The organism is Bradyrhizobium cenepequi, from assembly GCF_020329485.1.
GTDB classification, from domain to species: domain Bacteria; phylum Pseudomonadota; class Alphaproteobacteria; order Rhizobiales; family Xanthobacteraceae; genus Bradyrhizobium; species Bradyrhizobium cenepequi.
In genome coordinates this window covers 1-15,585 of sequence record NZ_JAGKJI010000087.1, presented here as the reverse complement: position 1 = coordinate 15,585, position 15,585 = coordinate 1, and the positions used below count along the sequence as shown (strand labels likewise).

Annotated in this window: 17 protein-coding genes and 2 pseudogenes; 8 read left to right on the top strand and 11 right to left on the bottom strand. The window is 59.9% G+C overall.

Going from position 1 to position 15,585, the window contains the following annotated elements; genetic code table 11:
• The 6 genes from ccoG to J6497_RS38910 form a co-directional block, all read right to left on the bottom strand.
• Positions 1–1,051, bottom strand: a 1,051-nt coding sequence (gene ccoG, locus J6497_RS38935) for a cytochrome c oxidase accessory protein CcoG (protein WP_225709462.1), incomplete at its 3' end; no start/stop codon positions are given.
• A 78-nt stretch (positions 1,052–1,129) separates the two neighbouring features.
• The gene (gene ccoP, locus J6497_RS38930) at positions 1,130–1,999 is read right to left on the bottom strand and encodes a cytochrome-c oxidase, cbb3-type subunit III (RefSeq protein ID WP_225709461.1); all 870 of its coding nucleotides are present in this window, start codon (positions 1,997–1,999) and stop codon (positions 1,130–1,132) included.
• A 6-nt stretch (positions 2,000–2,005) separates the two neighbouring features.
• Entirely contained in the window at positions 2,006–2,170 is a 165-nt protein-coding gene (locus tag J6497_RS38925; protein WP_225709460.1) for a cbb3-type cytochrome oxidase subunit 3, read from the bottom strand.
• Positions 2,171–2,181: 11 nt separating this feature from the next.
• On the bottom strand, positions 2,182–2,916 hold the full coding sequence (ccoO, locus tag J6497_RS38920; RefSeq protein WP_225709459.1) for a cytochrome-c oxidase, cbb3-type subunit II: 735 nt from the start codon (positions 2,914–2,916) through the stop codon (positions 2,182–2,184).
• An 11-nt stretch (positions 2,917–2,927) separates the two neighbouring features.
• On the bottom strand, positions 2,928–4,550 hold the full coding sequence (ccoN, locus tag J6497_RS38915) for a cytochrome-c oxidase, cbb3-type subunit I (RefSeq protein WP_225709465.1): 1,623 nt from the start codon (positions 4,548–4,550) through the stop codon (positions 2,928–2,930).
• Positions 4,551–4,950: 400 nt separating this feature from the next.
• Positions 4,951–5,667, bottom strand: a complete 717-nt coding sequence (locus tag J6497_RS38910) for a cyclic nucleotide-binding domain-containing protein (protein ID WP_225709464.1) — start codon at positions 5,665–5,667, stop codon at positions 4,951–4,953.
• A 168-nt stretch (positions 5,668–5,835) separates the two neighbouring features.
• Here J6497_RS38910 and J6497_RS38905 point away from each other — a divergent pair.
• The 6 genes and pseudogenes from J6497_RS38905 (at position 5,836) to J6497_RS38880 (ending at position 9,563) form a co-directional block, all read left to right on the top strand.
• Positions 5,836–6,153: pseudogene (locus J6497_RS38905) on the top strand (c-type cytochrome).
• 206 nt (positions 6,154–6,359) lie between these two features.
• Positions 6,360–6,563: pseudogene (locus J6497_RS38900) on the top strand (FCD domain-containing protein); the annotation flags it as partial.
• Between the two features lie 215 nt (positions 6,564–6,778).
• Positions 6,779–7,138: a Dabb family protein gene (locus J6497_RS38895; RefSeq protein ID WP_225709458.1), complete on the top strand. Its 360-nt coding sequence runs from the start codon at positions 6,779–6,781 to the stop codon at positions 7,136–7,138.
• A gap of 116 nt (positions 7,139–7,254) precedes the next feature.
• Positions 7,255–8,646 (top strand): aminodeoxychorismate synthase component I, encoded by a 1,392-nt coding sequence (gene pabB, locus J6497_RS38890; RefSeq protein WP_225709457.1) that lies wholly within the window; start codon positions 7,255–7,257, stop codon positions 8,644–8,646.
• Entirely contained in the window at positions 8,643–9,227 is a 585-nt protein-coding gene (locus J6497_RS38885; RefSeq protein WP_225709463.1) for an anthranilate synthase component II, read from the top strand. Before pabB ends, J6497_RS38885 begins: the two co-directional genes overlap by 4 nt.
• A gap of 144 nt (positions 9,228–9,371) precedes the next feature.
• The gene (locus J6497_RS38880; RefSeq protein ID WP_225709456.1) at positions 9,372–9,563 is read left to right on the top strand and encodes a hypothetical protein; all 192 of its coding nucleotides are present in this window, start codon (positions 9,372–9,374) and stop codon (positions 9,561–9,563) included.
• Between the two features lie 164 nt (positions 9,564–9,727).
• Here J6497_RS38880 and J6497_RS38875 read toward each other — a convergent pair whose 3' ends face one another.
• From J6497_RS38875 to J6497_RS38850, 5 genes are all read right to left on the bottom strand, one after another.
• Entirely contained in the window at positions 9,728–10,144 is a 417-nt protein-coding gene (locus J6497_RS38875; protein WP_225709455.1) for a DUF4238 domain-containing protein, read from the bottom strand.
• A gap of 604 nt (positions 10,145–10,748) precedes the next feature.
• A complete protein-coding gene (locus tag J6497_RS38870) occupies positions 10,749–11,228 on the bottom strand; it encodes a hypothetical protein (RefSeq protein ID WP_225709454.1) in 480 nt (159 codons plus the stop codon).
• A gap of 67 nt (positions 11,229–11,295) precedes the next feature.
• Positions 11,296–11,805 (bottom strand): hypothetical protein, encoded by a 510-nt coding sequence (locus tag J6497_RS42550; protein ID WP_512699965.1) that lies wholly within the window; start codon positions 11,803–11,805, stop codon positions 11,296–11,298.
• Between the two features lie 154 nt (positions 11,806–11,959).
• The gene (locus J6497_RS38855) at positions 11,960–13,414 is read right to left on the bottom strand and encodes a lipase family alpha/beta hydrolase (RefSeq protein WP_225709453.1); all 1,455 of its coding nucleotides are present in this window, start codon (positions 13,412–13,414) and stop codon (positions 11,960–11,962) included.
• A 480-nt stretch (positions 13,415–13,894) separates the two neighbouring features.
• Entirely contained in the window at positions 13,895–14,086 is a 192-nt protein-coding gene (locus J6497_RS38850) for a hypothetical protein (protein WP_225709452.1), read from the bottom strand.
• 360 nt (positions 14,087–14,446) lie between these two features.
• On the opposite strand from J6497_RS38850, the gene J6497_RS38845 reads away from it, so the two are divergent.
• Together J6497_RS38845 and J6497_RS38840 are read left to right on the top strand one after the other, a co-directional pair.
• Positions 14,447–14,671, top strand: a complete 225-nt coding sequence (locus J6497_RS38845; protein ID WP_225709451.1) for a hypothetical protein — start codon at positions 14,447–14,449, stop codon at positions 14,669–14,671.
• Positions 14,661–15,585: recombinase family protein (locus J6497_RS38840; protein ID WP_225709450.1), on the top strand; the 925-nt coding region annotated here is incomplete at its 3' end. The genes J6497_RS38845 and J6497_RS38840, both read left to right, overlap by 11 nt.

The following is a 15,585-nucleotide window of genomic DNA, read 5'->3' as shown; positions in this document are numbered from 1 at the left end:
AGATAACGGTGCGCGGCCGCACGATGCGGTAGATCGGCGGCTTGCCTTCGATCCGGCGCTGGATATTGATGTCGTTGTCGTAGCTGATCAGCCGCGTCGGACGGCCGATCTTCTTCATCACGTTGTCGCAGGCGTCGATGCACAGGCCGCACTGGATGCAGTCGAGCTGCGGCCCGTTGCGGATATCGATGCCGGTGGGACAGACCGCGACGCATTGATAGCAATCGACGCAGTCGCCCGCGTGCTGGCCGAGTGCGCGCAGCTCGTTCGCCTTCTTCACCGACATGCGCTTTTCGCCACGGTCGTAGCGATAGGTGACGTTGAGCGCCCATTCGTCCGTCAGCGCCGCCTGGATGCGCGGCCACGGGCACATATAGACGCAGACCTGCTCGCGCATGAAGCCGGCGAGCAGATAGGTCGTCGTGGTCAGGATCGCGATCCAGATATAGGCGATCGCCGGCGCCTGGAAGGTGACGAGCTCTTTGACGAGAGTCGGCGCATCGGTGAAATAGAGCACCCAGGCGCCGCCGGTCCACCAGGCGATCATCAGCCAGATCGAATGCTTGAGCATGAGCTCGGAGATGCGCTCCAGCGTCCAGCGATGGGCGGAGGCATCCTTCTTCATCCGCTCGCGCCGGTCGCCCTCGACCAGGCGCTCGATCGCATAGAACAAGTCGGTCCAGACCGTCTGCGGGCAGAGATAGCCGCACCAGATGCGGCCGCCGACCGAGTTCATCAGGAACAGCGTGATCGCGGCGAGGATCAGAAGTCCCGTGAAGTAATAAACCTCCTGCGGCCACAGCTCGATGAAGAAGAAATAGAAGCGACTGCCCGGCAGGTCGATCAGCACCGCCTGGTCGGGCGCGCCGAAGCCGCGATTCCAGCGCACGAACGGCAGGAAATAATAGACGCCGAGGCAGAACGCCATCAGGCCCCATTTGATCCGCCGGAAAGTCCCGGAGACCTTCTGCGGGTAGACCTTCTTGAGGGCCGCATAAAGCGGCCCAACATCTTCGGCTTGGTCGGGCTCTATTTGGACGATCTTGTTCATGGGCTCGCGCTCTCCTAGTCCCCTCCCTCTCTGCCGGGTTGATCCAGCGCATACCGAACGTCGTTTCCCTTTGCTCCGCTACCTGCCGCCGCCCAGCGTATGCACATAGACCGCAAGCGCCTTGATGGTGGACGGATCGAGCCGGCCGACCCAGGCCGGCATCACGCCGGAGCGGCCATTGCTGACGGTCTCGATCACGGTGGCCTCGTCCGAGCCATAGAGCCAGATCTTGTCGGTGAGATCGGGCGCACCGAGTTCCTGGTTGCCCTTGCCGTCCGCGCCGTGGCAGGTCGAGCAATTATCGGCAAACAGCTTGGCGCCCGCGGCAGCGTTGTAGCCCTGGCGCGTCGGCAGGCCCGAGAGCGAGCGGACGTAATTGGCGACCGTGACGATCTCATCCCTCTTCAGGATGCCATCCTTGCCGAAGGCGAGCATCGCGCCCTCATGCGCCTTGGCGTTGCCGGAGCGCGCGCCAAACTGAAGCGTCTGGTGGATCTGCTCGAGCGAGCCGCCCCACAGCCAGTCGTCGTCGTTCAGGTTCGGAAAGCCCTTGGCGCCGGCGCCGCCCGAGCCGTGGCACGGCGCGCAATTGTCGCCGAAGGCCGCCTTGCCGCGGGCACGTGCGAGCGCCAGCAGCGCCGGATCCTTCTCGATGTCGACGAGCGAGGCCGCGCCGAGCGCGACCATCTTGTCGCCACGGATCTTTTCGAGATTGGCCAGTTCGACGCCGACCTCGGCACGCGACGAATAGTTGAGCACACCCGTGGTGTTGCTCCACAACAGCGGCCACGCCGGATACACGACCCAATAGCCGATCGCCCAGATGATGGTGGCGTAGAAGGTCAGCACCCACCAGCGCGGCAGCGGCGTGTTGAGTTCCTTGATGCCGTCCCACTGATGACCGGTCGTGGTCGTGCCGGAAACCCTGTCGAGTTCGCTCTCAGCCATGACCTGTCAGTCCTCCCGCAACGGCAGCCGAGATGCCTCGTCGAAGGCGGCCCGGTTGCGCGGCCAGAGCGCGTAGATCACGATCGCGATGAACAGGCCGACGAAGATCGGTGTCCACAAACTCGTGACGAGGTTCGACGCCAGATTGTGAACCGTCAGAATTGCTTTCATCGTCCCATCTCTCAGCGAAGATTGGCTTTTTCGTTGTAGAGCTTGAAGTCCACCAGCGTGCCGAGCATCTGCAGGTAGGCGATCAGCGCATCCATCTCGGTCGGCGCCCCGCCCTTGCCGTCGAAATTGCGGACCACCGCCTTCGGATAGCGTTTTGCAAACGCGTCGGTGCCGACATTGTCCGGATCGGCCTGCGCCTTGAGGTCGGCTTCCGCGTTGGCGATCTGCTCGTTGGTATAGGGCACGCCGACCGCGCGGTTGGTCTTGAGGTGATCGGCGATCGCCTCGGAATCGACCTCGGTCTTTGCGAGGAACGGATAGCCCGGCATCACCGACTGCGGCACGATCGCGCGCGGATTGTTCAAGTGGGTGACGTGCCACTCGTCGGAATATTTGGCGCCGACCCGTGCCAAATCAGGCCCGGTCCGCTTCGAACCCCACTGGAACGGATGGTCGTACATGCTCTCGGCCGCCAGCGAGAAGTGGCCGTAGCGCTCGACCTCGTCGCGCAGCGGACGGACCATCTGCGAATGGCAGAGATAGCAGCCTTCGCGAACGTAGACGTTGCGGCCCGCGAGCTCGAGCGGCGTATACGGCCTGACGCCGTCGACCACCTCGATCGTGCTCTTGAGGTAGAACAGCGGGGTGATCTCGACGAGGCCGCCGATCGCGATCACGACCAGGATGCCCGCAATCAGGATGATCGAGTTCTTTTCGAAGATCTGATGGCGGCTCCAGAAGGACATCCGATCGCTCCTTATTCCGCCGGCTGCAACGCGAGCTCCGTTGCGACGTCCGCCTCGCCTGCCCGCACCGTCATCCAGAGGTTATAGGCCATGATCAGCGCGCCGATCAGGAACAGCGCGCCGCCGGCGGCACGGATGATGTAGAAGGGATGCATCGCTTCCACGGTCTCGATGAAGGAATATTCGAGGAAGCCGAGCGAAGTGTAGGCACGCCACATCAGGCCTTGCAGGATTCCCGAGACCCACATCGCGGAGATATAGAGCACGATGCCGATGGTCGAGATCCAGAAGTGCCAGTTCACCAGCTTGAGGCTGTACAGTTCCTTGCGGCCCCACAGCCACGGCACCAGGCAATACAGCGCGCCGAAGGAGACGAAGCCGACCCAGCCCAGCGCACCGGAATGAACGTGGCCGATGGTCCAGTCGGTATAGTGGCTCAGCGAGTTCACCACCTTGATCGCCATCATCGGGCCTTCGAAGGTCGACATGCCGTAGAACGCGACCGAGACGACCAGCATGCGCAGCACCGGATCGGTGCGCAGCTTGTCCCACGCGCCCGACAGCGTCATCAGGCCGTTGATCATGCCGCCCCAGGACGGCATCCAGAGCATGACCGAGAACGTCATGCCGAGCGTCTGCGCCCAGTCGGGCAGCGCCGTATAGTGCAGATGGTGCGGGCCGGCCCAGATATAGAGGAAGATCAACGCCCAGAAGTGGATGATCGACAACCGATAGGAATAGATCGGCCGCTCCGCCCGCTTCGGGATGAAGTAATACATGATCGCGAGGAAGCCGGCGGTCAGGAAGAAGCCGACCGCGTTATGGCCGTACCACCACTGGAACATCGCATCCTGCACGCCGCCCCAGGCAATGTAGGACTTCGAGCCGAACACCGACACCGGAAGCGCCGGGTTGTTGCCGAGATGAAGGACAGCGATGGTGACGATGAAGGCGAGATAGAACCAGTTGGCGACGAAAATGTGCGGCTCCTTGCGCTTCACCAGCGTCATCACGAAGACCAGCAGATAGACGACCCAGACGATCGTCAGCCACAGATCGGCGTACCATTCCGGCTCGGCATATTCCTTGGATTGCGTCACGCCGAGCAGATAGCCGGTGCCCGCGATCACAATGAAGAAATTGTAGCCGAGCACCACGAACCATGGGGCGAGATCGCCCGCGAGCCGCGTCCGGCAGGTCCGCTGCACCACATAGAATGAGGTCGCGATCAGCACGTTGCCGCCGAAGGCGAAGATCACCGCGGAGGTGTGCAGCGGACGGAGCCGCCCAAAGCTGGTCCAGGGCAGATCGAGGTTCAGCGCCGGCCAGGCGAGCTCGCAGGCGATCATGAGTCCGACGGCAAATCCGGCGATGCCCCAGAACATCGCCATGAAGGAAGCAAACTTGATCGGGCCGAGATTGTAGTTCGGCTTGCCGTTGATCTCCTGTGGCGGCAGCGCTGCCTGGCGATCGAAATAGCGGTTGACGATGGCGAAGGCGGCGGCGCCGCTTGCCACTGCAGCGAGCGAAGCATGGAACGCGAACGGCGCGTCCAGCGCCATGGGCGCGGCGAACGCGCAAACGTAGGCCGCCATCGAGAAGAATAGCATCAGCCCGGCTTCACCGTGGGTCATCCATTTCGTGGATTGAGTTTGCTGCATGTGCGATTCTCTTTGCATGGGCGCCTGCCCCGTCAGCCCGGGTCTCGCTGTGTTGTCCTTGATTGAGATCGGCCCCGATCAGCTACCCCACGACCGGCGGGCGTTTTGCACCAGCTCCAGCGGCTGCCTGAACGAATCAGAATGGACGACGCTTGCGCGCTCCCGGTCCCGCCTGATGCGACCGTGATTGGACACGGACCCAGCCAAGAGCAGCGGCGACAATCACGAAGACCGAGATGACGGCTGCGGAAACCAAGAGCGCATCGGCGGGCATGACGACCTCCATTGAAGCGGCTGCGAATATATCGCCGTTTCAAGAGAGACGTCTTTGACCTTGATCAAACGAGGATAAAAAGAACCCAAGCGACGCGCTTCAACTTGCGCCCCCAGACAACGCTTCGGCGCGCGCGACATCCAAGACGACACCACCCGCAAAGATTTGGATCACACCATCACGTTCGAGCTTCGAGAAGGTACGGCTCACCGTCTCGATGGTGAGCCCCAGATGATCCGCGATGTCCAGCCGTTTCATCGGCAGCGGCAGAATTTCTCCACCACGTCCAATTCCACTCAGTCGGTCGCGCCAGCCGATCAGGAAGCTCGCTATCTTCTCTTCGGCGGAGCGCCGTCCGAGCAAGACCATATGTTCCTGTGCCCGGGCCAGCTCGCGGCCCGCCAATTCGATGATACGGCGCAGCAACCCCGGCCGGTTCTCGGCGAATGTCGCGAACGACTCTTTGGAGAATTGGCACAGCGCGACGCGGCCGATCGCTTCAGCGGAGAACTCGTGCTGCGGCAAGCCGGAGAGCCCGAGGAAATCGCCCGGCAATGCAAAACCGACGATCTGCCGCCGGCTGTCCGGCAACAGCTTATAAAGGCGCAGGGTACCCTCATGCACGCTGAAGAACGACGTTGCCATGTTTGTCTGTGCGAACACGGTGGCGCCGGATTCGAAACGCACATGTCGCGACAGCTGCGCCAATTCGCGCAATTCGGTGTTGTCGAGCGCTGCGCAGATGGCAAAGTCCCTCGCCGCGCAATCCTGACACGATTGCCGATGTGTTCCTTCCCCCAAAACCGAAATCTTCACACGCCCTCCGATTGCCGCCTGCAGGCGCCTCATGGCGCGTTTCAGGTCGATGCAGTGTAGCGTCCGTTAGGGATGAGGTGCTATTGATGCAGATCAATCGCCGGAGGCGCCCTGAGGCTACTTTTCAAATCGTCGTTCCGCGGCCCGCTCGTTGAAGAGCCGTCCAAGATGGTACCAACTGCCCTGCCCCAGATTTTTATCGCGCTGCTGCTGACGACGCCAGTCGTCGCCGCCTCGCGCTCCGAGCAACGCGGCAGGACATTCGCGCTTCATAACTGCGCGCGCTGTCACTCCATCGACAAGGTCACCGACAGTCCGCTGAAGATCGCGCCGCCCTTCCGCACCCTGCACAACCGCTAGCCCATCGAAGCGCTGGGCGAAGCGCTCGCGCAAGGCATCGAAACCGGACATCCCACCATGCCCGTTTTCAAGCTCGACACCGCCCAGATCAACGATCTCCTACTATTTGTCAAGACCCTAGAATAGCGGAAAGTGCATCGCGCTGCACCGTTGATGCAGATCAATCATCCCAAGGGAACGACCAGGCTGACCTGGATGTTCAATTCAAATAACTTGAACGATGAGCCAAAGGTCCTGAAGATCGACGTGTCGGACCTTCTCAACCCGGCCGGCGAAGGAATACGACACCGCGAACGCCGGCAGCGAGGCCTTCACCACACGAGGTCAAGGCCGCACTGGTGGCGCCCTGCGCGATGCCGCGCCTGCTCGCGAGCCTCGAGCGGACTACAGCTTGCAAATTCACGACTCGTGTTCGCGAGGGGCCAAGTAGCGGCTGGCGACCGCGGTCCAATCGGGATCGCCGCCTAATTCTGCAAGCACTGCGAGCGCGCAACATCGATCAAGCCTGTAACCTGCTCGCGCGCCACATTCAAACCCGCGCCACATTCAAACCATTGAGCGCCTTGTCCCTCCCGCGTCCTGACAGGAATGCGATCTGGCGAGTTGCGTTACCGACCCGCAGGCCATCGCGAGAGCGCCAAACCTCCGACCGTCTTGCCGCGCGATGCGGCTTGCGGCCGCGCCCCATTGCTGCGGGCCCGCTCCCAAGCTAGTTATGCGACCTCCTTGCGACATCACCCTACGGCCATCCATGATTCGTCACATCGTCTTGTTTACCGCCAAGGATAAGGCCCATATCGACCAAATCATCGAAGGCCTATCGGTTCTCACCACAATCCCACATGCACGCCGGCTCGAGGTTGCTCGCAACCGCAAGACCGACCAGCTTGGCAATGAGATCGACGTGGTCGTCTATGGTGAGTTCGACAACGAGACGGAGCTCGCAGCGTACAAAGCGCACGATCTGTACCAGGAATCGATCAGGCGGGTACGACCCCTCCGGGAGCTGCGGTTCGCGGCCGACTACAATGTATCAGCAGATGCGCGTTTCGCCTCGACGGCGGCGATAAGCCAAGGTACTGGGCGCATCGGGTCAACTGGCGGGGGTTAACCTGGCGATCGGTCTCAAGAGCTTGCGGGTGCCAGACGAGCGTCGCTCTCGCTCGGGTGGGGGTCCCATCGGAGCGCGTCTCACCAGCACGCCGGTTGTCGGTGACTGACAACCCGATGCACGTCCGCGAACTGCAGTGGATTGAGCCTGTCACCGCGATGCGATGTCTCGCGCATCGACCGCACCTGACGTTTCTCGATAGCGCGGCAAGGCATGAGTTGCTTGGGCGCTATTCCTACCTGAGCTGCGAGCCGTTCAGCACCTATATGGTCGCGGACGGACAGGCGAGTTGGAACGGAGAGGCTCTTGGCGATCCGTGGGGAGCTCTTCGCACCCTGCTCGCCAGGTATCGACAAGAGCATCGTCCGGATCTGCCGCCCTTCCAGGGAGGTGCCGCCGGATTCTTTGGTTACGATCTGAACAGGACACTGGAGCGACTGCCAGCGCCGGCAATTTCCGGTCAGGGGTTGCCCCAATCAATCCTGCATTTCTACGACGTGGTCATCAGCTTCGACCACCGCGACGACAGATGCTGGATCGTCTCGACCGGATGGCCGGAGCAGGATCCCGCACGACGGAGCGAGCGTGCGCGCCGTCGGGCCGATGAGTTTGTAGCGCTGCTCGCCGGCCCAAAGACGCCGCGGAACGGCCCGCCCGGCACAGCGGGCGCATGGCATTCGAACTTCAGCCGCGAGGGTTACATTGCGGCGGTACGGCGCGTCATCGACTTGATTCTGGCTGGAGACGTCTTCCAAGCGAACATTGCGCAGCGCTTCAGTGCGCACCTGTCGAAGTCATTTGATGCGCTTGCCTTCTACTGCCAGCTGCGGTCATTGAACCCGGCACCCTTTGCAGCCCTGCTGCGCTATGGCAGGCTCATCATTGCCTCGAGCTCGCCAGAACGATTCCTCAAGCTTGACGGACGGCAGGTCGAAACGCGACCTATCAAGGGCACGATCGCGCGCTCCGCTGATCCTAGGAAAGACCAGCGCCGCGCTGAACTCCTCGTTGCGTCCGAAAAGGACCGTGCCGAGAACACGATGATCGTCGACCTCCTGCGCAACGATCTGTCACGCGTTTGCACTCCGCAGTCGGTCGAGGTTCCAGCGCTGTGTGACCTCGAGTCCTATGCCTCAGTGCACCACCTCGTGTCGACCGTGACGGGTGAACTTGGGGAAGACCAAGACGCGGTTACCTTGCTGCGAGCTTGCTTTCCCGGCGGCTCCATTACCGGGGCGCCCAAGGTGCGATCGATGGAAATTATTGCGGAGATCGAGCGGGTGGCGCGAGAGGTCTATTGCGGGGCGATCGGCTTTATCGGCTTCAACGGGTACATGGACACGAATATTGCGATCCGCACTGTCACATTCGACAATGACTTGGCCATGTTTCATGCAGGGAGCGGGATTACGGCGATGTCGGATCCAGAGGCCGAATACCAAGAAACACTCGCGAAGGCGCAACGAATCTTTGACGCTTTTCGTGCCGAGACGTCCGGTGCATGTTGATTGTCATCATCGACAACTACGACTCCTTCGTCTTCAACATTGCCCGCTATTTCCACAAGCTTGGTGAAGCAACGGCAGTGGTCCGGAACGACGCAGTCAGCGTCAACGATCTTGCCTCCCTCAAGCCGCGCGCCGTGGTCCTCTCCCCTGGTCCCTGCACGCCACTGGAGGCCGGAGTATCGATCGCCGTCGTCCGCGAACTTTCGGGGCATGTCCCAATTCTCGGCATCTGTCTCGGACATCAGTGTATTGGGAGCGTGTTCGGCGGACGGGTGGCGCGCGCACGTCATCCCATGCACGGCCGGTCCTCGTACGTAACCCATGACGGCCGAGGACTGTTCAAGGACCTCCCGTCTCCACTTTGCGTTGGCCGCTACCATTCTCTTGTTGTTGAGCTCGACGAGTCATGCGCACCGCAACTAACGGCGACAGCGCGTTCGGACGAAGGCGAGATCATGGCCCTCGCACATCGCTCTCACCCAACATATGGCGTGCAGTTCCACCCGGAATCGATACTTACCCAACAAGGGCAGGTGCTGCTGATGAACTTCTTGCGACTCGCAGAGACTTGCCGATCGTGAGGATATCGGAGACCGTGTCGCACACTTCGCTTGCTTGCGTTCAGAACTGCAGTCAACATTTTGTTAATTCCAAATTATAAGTTAAGAATTGAGGGAGCCATTGCTAGCAGCGGCTGCTCTCGAAACACTAAAGGAGTTGACACATTGAAAGCTGCTCGAACCAAGAAGAAGAATGCCCCGCGTCGCGACTGGACTTCGGCGGATTTGAGAGAACTCAAGAAGTATTCGAAGGCGCGTACGCCTGTGGAGAAAGTTTCCAAAGCGATGAAGCGCACTATCGGCGCGTTGCGCGTAAAAGCATCGCAGCTCGGATTAGGCTTAGGTCATCAACGCTAGCGCCTGTGAGGGCTGCGCGGCGGTCGCGCAGCCCCGCCTAGGTCGCGGGTCTTTAAGCTTAACTCCGGCGGCTCCCAACGCGTATCCCTCCCGCTTCATCAACACCAAGCGCCACGCAATCGGGCAGGACGGCGCCCTCTGGCGGCGCGGCGCCAACGTGCCACTCAAGCGCCTCCAAAGAGGTCTTGCGTGATTCCGCGACCAACCGTGTCTTCGTCGGCGAAGGTTTCCGCTGCCGCGGTCATAAGCTGCTCCATGCCGGTGCCGAAAATGCGACGCATGTTGGCGCTGCGCGGCGTCAGGTTAGCGATGACTTCCGCGGCTACATCGGCATCCGCTTTGTCATCAATCTGAATGGCGCGCAGCTTGATCAGCAGGCCGCCTAACCTGTTTTCGTACTCCGTGATCATACCTTCGCTCGAAAGATGCGAGTAAAAGTAGCGCTGCGCCAGCACGTCGCTGATTGATGCGGGGAAGTTGCCGGCGTTCCTGCGATGGACATAAGTCTTTTCGGCTTTCAGGTCGAAAAGAAATCTGCGCTGCAAGGATTGCGGAATATGATGTTGTTTCTTGCCCGACACGATGATGCGACTATGACAGTGCTCGGGTTTCTAATCGAAAACTATTCTAGCCCGCGAGCGACTTGGCGTAGTAGTCAGCCTTCTTGACGGCCTTCTCTACCAGCGTTTCGATTTGTGCGGGAGTAAGCTGATCGCGAAGTTGCGGTCTGGTCGTGCTTCCGTTGGGACGCCCTTTTTCCCGTTCTCGCGAGAGGTGTCACCGGCAATAGTTTATTTAGGAAAACAACCAAATTATAACATCTACTCGACTTTCACCTTACAGGATGCTTCCTTTATCGCAACATTCGTGGCTTCGCATTGTACCTTTCGTACCGCCTTATCAGCTTCACACTGCCCCTTCTTTATAGCGTACATTTGGTTCTGCGCGGCTTTCGCCGCTTCACAAGAAGGGTCGTTTCCTCGAAGCTGACACCTGCCTAATACTGAGATGAGGCACTTGTTACATTCCCGCTCATCATGCGGGACGTCACAGCTTTGACTTTGGGGTAGAGCGGCACAGTCAACGAGTGGAATGGCGATACAATTAGGCTGGTCCTCTGCAAAGGCAACCGCCGATACGAGTACAAACGCAAAGGAAACGAAGCAAGTTTTCAACATGCGGCCTCTACTTTGCAGTTGCACATTTGACTGCAAGCGTTAACTGCTCCGAAGACTTCCTAGACTCTTCCTTTGCAGCTTTCTCAAGCTCCTTCACCTCAGCGGTCAACTTATTGACTGCCGCTTGTGCGCCTTGCGATTGTTTTTGAAGTGCCAATAACTGAACTTGCGACTGCTTTACATCAATCTGAGATCGGATGATCTCCGACTTCGAATCAAAGCTCGCCGCAGTCATCTGGTGTGTCAGGCGACATTCGAGTTGCGATACGGCAGCTTGAGTGGCGAAATACGAGATCACCCACGCCACACCGGAAAATATCGCACCCACTATTGCTACAACGAGAACAACAGCCTCTTTGTAAGGCGCGACCCACGCGATGCCTTTTCCAAGCAACTCACGACCCGAGATGGGGGCAGAGTCTCCAGTTCCGGGCTTCTGCTCCTCGGTTGTCTGCGTCCCATCGGGCTTTGTTTCTTTGGTGTTCAAAAATCATCTCCTGAAAGGAGATATGATTCCTGCTACATCTCAAAATTGCAACAACAATTCTCGCCTACTAGCTAGATTGTCTGGCGAACCATTCCATCCAGTCTTTGATGGCATCAGATCGCTTCACGCCTGCCTCACAAAGGAGCGGATCGACCGCATTAAGGACGAACCAAATGACGATGTCGCTATGATTGCCTTTTCGAGCTGTGGCGGTTTCATCGCCACGCTCGAAAGCCGAATCCCTCAATGATGCTTTCCGGCCCAGATATTCCCGTTCGGCCCACACGTGCTCGGTGACGGCAGCCGGATTTACGAACCGGTGCCCGTCGGCGTTCCGCTGGTCCGGCAAATACTCAAGCGCCAGCAATGCAAGCTGCACCAAGCGCGGCAAAGGCGTCGACGATTTCTCCCTAGTACCTCGACACAGAGGTTTTGACGGGTTGGATGGCGGCTTGCAAGACGGGCAGGTTCTCTGGGGGACCAGAACCTCGATGCTGCGGGGTACGCCGGGTTGGCGGCGGATCAAGCCTGCGCGTTCGAGGGTGAGGATCATCTGGTGGACCGAAGGCGGGGTCACGCCGAAGTGGCGCTGTATCTCCCGTTCGGCGGGTGGACGCCCATGCACGCGCGTGTATCCTCTTCGAGGTATCCCGCGCCTACCCTACGGAGACGCCACTTCGCGGCTCCGTTCACGACAGCCCGGTTCCGCAAAAGCGGACGTGCCCCAGGTATCAACTCGTGGTAGAACTCCGTCCAGGCTTCTGCACCTCGCCACTCGTCGCGCCATCGCGCGGCCTGTCGGTTGTGAGCGTGATAGCCCCCGTATCGAGCCAGCCTTCCCAGATCAGGCGCTCGCCGTTGTCGCCGTCCGTCCAGTTGGACGACACCCCGTCCTTGCTCTTGTCGCTCAAGTCTTCATTGCTGAAGGGCCCGTAGCAGTTTTCGGCCTCAGCGCTCTGGTGGAACAACTCGAAGTCGACGCGGCGCGGCTTGATGCTGACCCCGAGGAAGAATTCGCTCTTCCCGAACAGATCCTTTCCGCGCTTCACCTTCGCCGTCACGAGCTTTAGCCGCACCTTGATATTGCCGAAAAAGAAACGCGTCGCCACCTCAAAGGCCTCGCGGGAGGTGACGAGCGAGTCGGGGCCGCCGTGGCACTTGTGCACGAAGGTGCGCGGCGCTCCGGGCAGCTGCGCGAAAGCCTGCTTCACTAGGCCGTCGCTGCGGTTGTAATTGGGACCGAACTCGCCGACGACTGAAAAGGCGCGGTTCAGCCAGCTCGCGACCGCCGGGCCATAGGTGCGGTAGTTGGTGCCGACCACCGTTAGCACCCGCTCGGGCGGGAAATGCTCGGCGAACTTGTTGAACCCGACCGGGTTCTTGGGATCTTTCTGCCCGTCAGGATTGAACTGCTCCAGCTCCGCGGCTGCGCCGATCCCGATCCAGTCCTTAAGAACCTGGAACGAGATGCCCTGGTGCGGGGTCCCGAGGGTGACGATCTTGTTGATGTGCTTGGGGGCCTCGCCTTTGGCATAGCTTCGTTGCACAGCTTCACGGACGATGAGCCCGCCCATAGAATGGGCGATGATGTTCACCTTCGGGACCGCCTGATGTTTGTGCTCGGCCAGCGTCTGGATGAACGTGATGAGGCGCACGAGCGCGTTGCCATAACGTTTGAAGTCCTCGCGATCGTCCAGGTCGTAGTAGCGGAAAACCCATAGGGTCTTGCGCACGTCGGTCGTCGACTTGACGAGGCTGAGGGCTGTTGCCGGATCTATGACGACCTTATGCCCGGAGAAGAGGTCGAGTTTGAAGCCCGCAAGTTCCGCCGGGATGCTCTTCTCATCTCGGATGACCGGGCTGTTGTAATAGCCGACGATGTTGGTCGCGTCGTTGTAGATCCAGCGCGACTTCATAAAGCGCAGGATGAGCCCCTCGTAAATATAGTTCTCGCCGCTTTTCTGCGGATAGACCGTGCCGTCGTTGAAGCCTTGGTAGGCGATCTTCTTCTCGTCTTCGACCCCGAGTCCGCCGAAGCCGCGGATGAGAATGATGGGTTGCTCGACACGCGTCGCCGGGGTGGTCTCCGCGCCGGTGGCGGGTTTCTTCGCCATGATAACGGCCCCCTTCAAATCGTCTGCGCTCGCGAGGTAAGCACAATCTCCGGTGGCGCGCCATCGCGACATGCTGCACATACGACAATGCCGTCAAGAAGCCCTTGACCTCGCATCGACGGGAGTGCGACCATGTCCTCAACTATTGGATGCGCACTGGAGGGCATCGCATGAGAATTGTTTTTGCTTTCCCTATAATCGTAACCGCACTCGCGCTGGGCAGAAAGTTTAAGTGCGCAGGTTTTTAAAGGACTTGTCGACTCGCCAAAAAAATGGTCGTGCCGTCTCTTCGTGATCAGCAGCAAAATGACTCGCCGAGAGTTACTCCGATTGAGCCGCCGGCGGCGCTGCCTCCGAGAATCGACCTGCCCAAGAAGAGCCATGCATGCCCACCCCGGTGTCTCGACTGTTGAGCGATTCCGCAAACTTGGGAACATTTTTTTCATCCAAAGGCGTTTAGAGGTTTGAAAGATGTGAAGTGGACCCTATGCTGAGGACCACTGGCTCCGGTTTCTTAAGTGGAGCTGCTGCCGTTCGCTCTTCCCAATAACTTTACGCCACTCTTGCTTGCTGCTGTTGTGGCTGTGGAGATGTGGGCAACGCGCAGCGTTGTCCAAGCTTCTCGCTTGCGAGAAGCGTCATATCCACAGCCTCGTCGTCGAAGGCGCCGGTGACACCGGCGCGCCAGACCGCCATCGGCGCGCGGTTTTCCAGCGCCTGATGAGGGCGCTGGAAATTGTACAACGAAGTTCGAGAACACCCACAGGATTGTTCGTCGAGAAGTTCTCTATCGGCTTCATCCCTGGTTCGGGCGCAACGTCTTTGTCCATGAGGTGGTGAACAAATCGGCGACCTGTTCGGCTTTTCGTTGCACCTTGGATGGCTCGGAGATCGAGCGGTGTCTGGAGATTCCCGCATGGATGTTCGATCGTCCGGGGTGCGCGGGTGACGGACACTTCGCGGTCGACCCGTTTGTCAGCCCGGAAGCGCTCAACGCTTTATCATCCCTGCTACACCAGGTGTTGAAGGCTGCTGGGCCATCATTGAATGCCCAACCTACTGGTGCATGTGGAAGCTCCCACGAACAGAATCGGGGAGAGACGCATGACCGAGAATACGACGGCGCCGGCGATCGGGAAGCGGCACAAAAGGCGCGCTGCCGAGCAGATGGAAATGTTCGTAAGCGGGGCGGTCGTCGGGACGCCGAATTGGCTCGAGCTGCCCGACGAGACACGAGAGTTGCTGATCGACCTGATGAGGAGGTTGATTTTGGAGCATGTGCGGACGGCCACGTTGCCGGTAAAGGTGGGGGGCGGCGATGAACGCTGACAAGATCGGCCCGCAACATCTGAGGCGGAAGGCGATCCTCTATGTGCGCCAATCCTCGGCCCACCAGGTGTTGCATAATCGCGAGAGCGGCGCGTTGCAGTACGCGATGCGGGATCGGCTGGTGACACTGGGCTTCGCGGAGATCGAGGTGATCGATGAAGATCTCGGCCGCTCTGCGGCCGGCAGCATGCAGCGCTCCGGTTTCGAACGCATGGTGGCCGAAGTTTGTCTCGGCAAGGTCGGGGCTGTCTGCGCGCGTGAAGTCTCGCGCTTTGCTCGCAACAGCCGCGACTGGCAACAACTGATCGAGATGTGCCGTGTGGTCGACACGGTGCTCGTCGACCAAGAGACGGTCTATGCGCCTCGACACGGTAATGACCGTCTCCTGCTCGGGCTCAAGAGAAGTCTCAACGAGTACGAGCTTGATCTTCTACGCCAGCGCTCGCTCTCCGCGCGCTATGAGAAGGCCCGTCGCGGTGAACTCGTCGTAGCCGCGCCGGTCGGCTTCGTGAAGGTTGGCGACCGCTATGAGAAGCATCCAGATCGACGCGTACAAGCGGCAATCTCGCTGGTCTTCGACAAGATCGAGGAACTCGGAAGCGCTCGACAGGCATTGCTCTGGTTCCAAGAGCAAAGCCTCGAACTTCCGACGAGGCAGATCACTGGCGACACGGTTTGGCGACGACCGAGCTACGCCACTCTCCACAGGATGATCGAGAACCCAGTGTACGGCGGCGCATATGCGTATGGTAAAACGGCCGCGGCGATGGGATATGTGGAAAGGAGCGCAGGCGTGAAGATTCGCCGTAAGGCGCGCGCCGACTGGGTTTGCCTCAAGCCTGGCACTCACGAAGGCTATGTCAGCTGGGAGAGGTTCGAAGCGATCCGCACGATGGTCTCCAACAATATGCCGA

Bases quoted from the DNA above. Each gene is read 5' to 3' on its own strand.
- ccoP (WP_225709461.1), bottom strand. From the start codon at position 1,999: ATGGCTGAGAGCGAACTCGACAGGGTTTCCGGCACGACCACGACCGGT.
- J6497_RS38925 (WP_225709460.1), bottom strand. From the start codon at position 2,170: ATGAAAGCAATTCTGACGGTTCACAATCTGGCGTCGAACCTCGTCACG.
- ccoO (WP_225709459.1), bottom strand. From the start codon at position 2,916: ATGTCCTTCTGGAGCCGCCATCAGATCTTCGAAAAGAACTCGATCATC.
- ccoN (WP_225709465.1), bottom strand. From the start codon at position 4,550: ATGACCCACGGTGAAGCCGGGCTGATGCTATTCTTCTCGATGGCGGCC.
- J6497_RS38895 (WP_225709458.1), top strand. From the start codon at position 6,779: ATGATTCGTCACATCGTCTTGTTTACCGCCAAGGATAAGGCCCATATC.
- pabB (WP_225709457.1), top strand. From the start codon at position 7,255: ATGCACGTCCGCGAACTGCAGTGGATTGAGCCTGTCACCGCGATGCGA.
- J6497_RS38855 (WP_225709453.1), bottom strand. From the start codon at position 13,414: ATGTCGCGATGGCGCGCCACCGGAGATTGTGCTTACCTCGCGAGCGCA.
- J6497_RS38845 (WP_225709451.1), top strand. From the start codon at position 14,447: ATGACCGAGAATACGACGGCGCCGGCGATCGGGAAGCGGCACAAAAGG.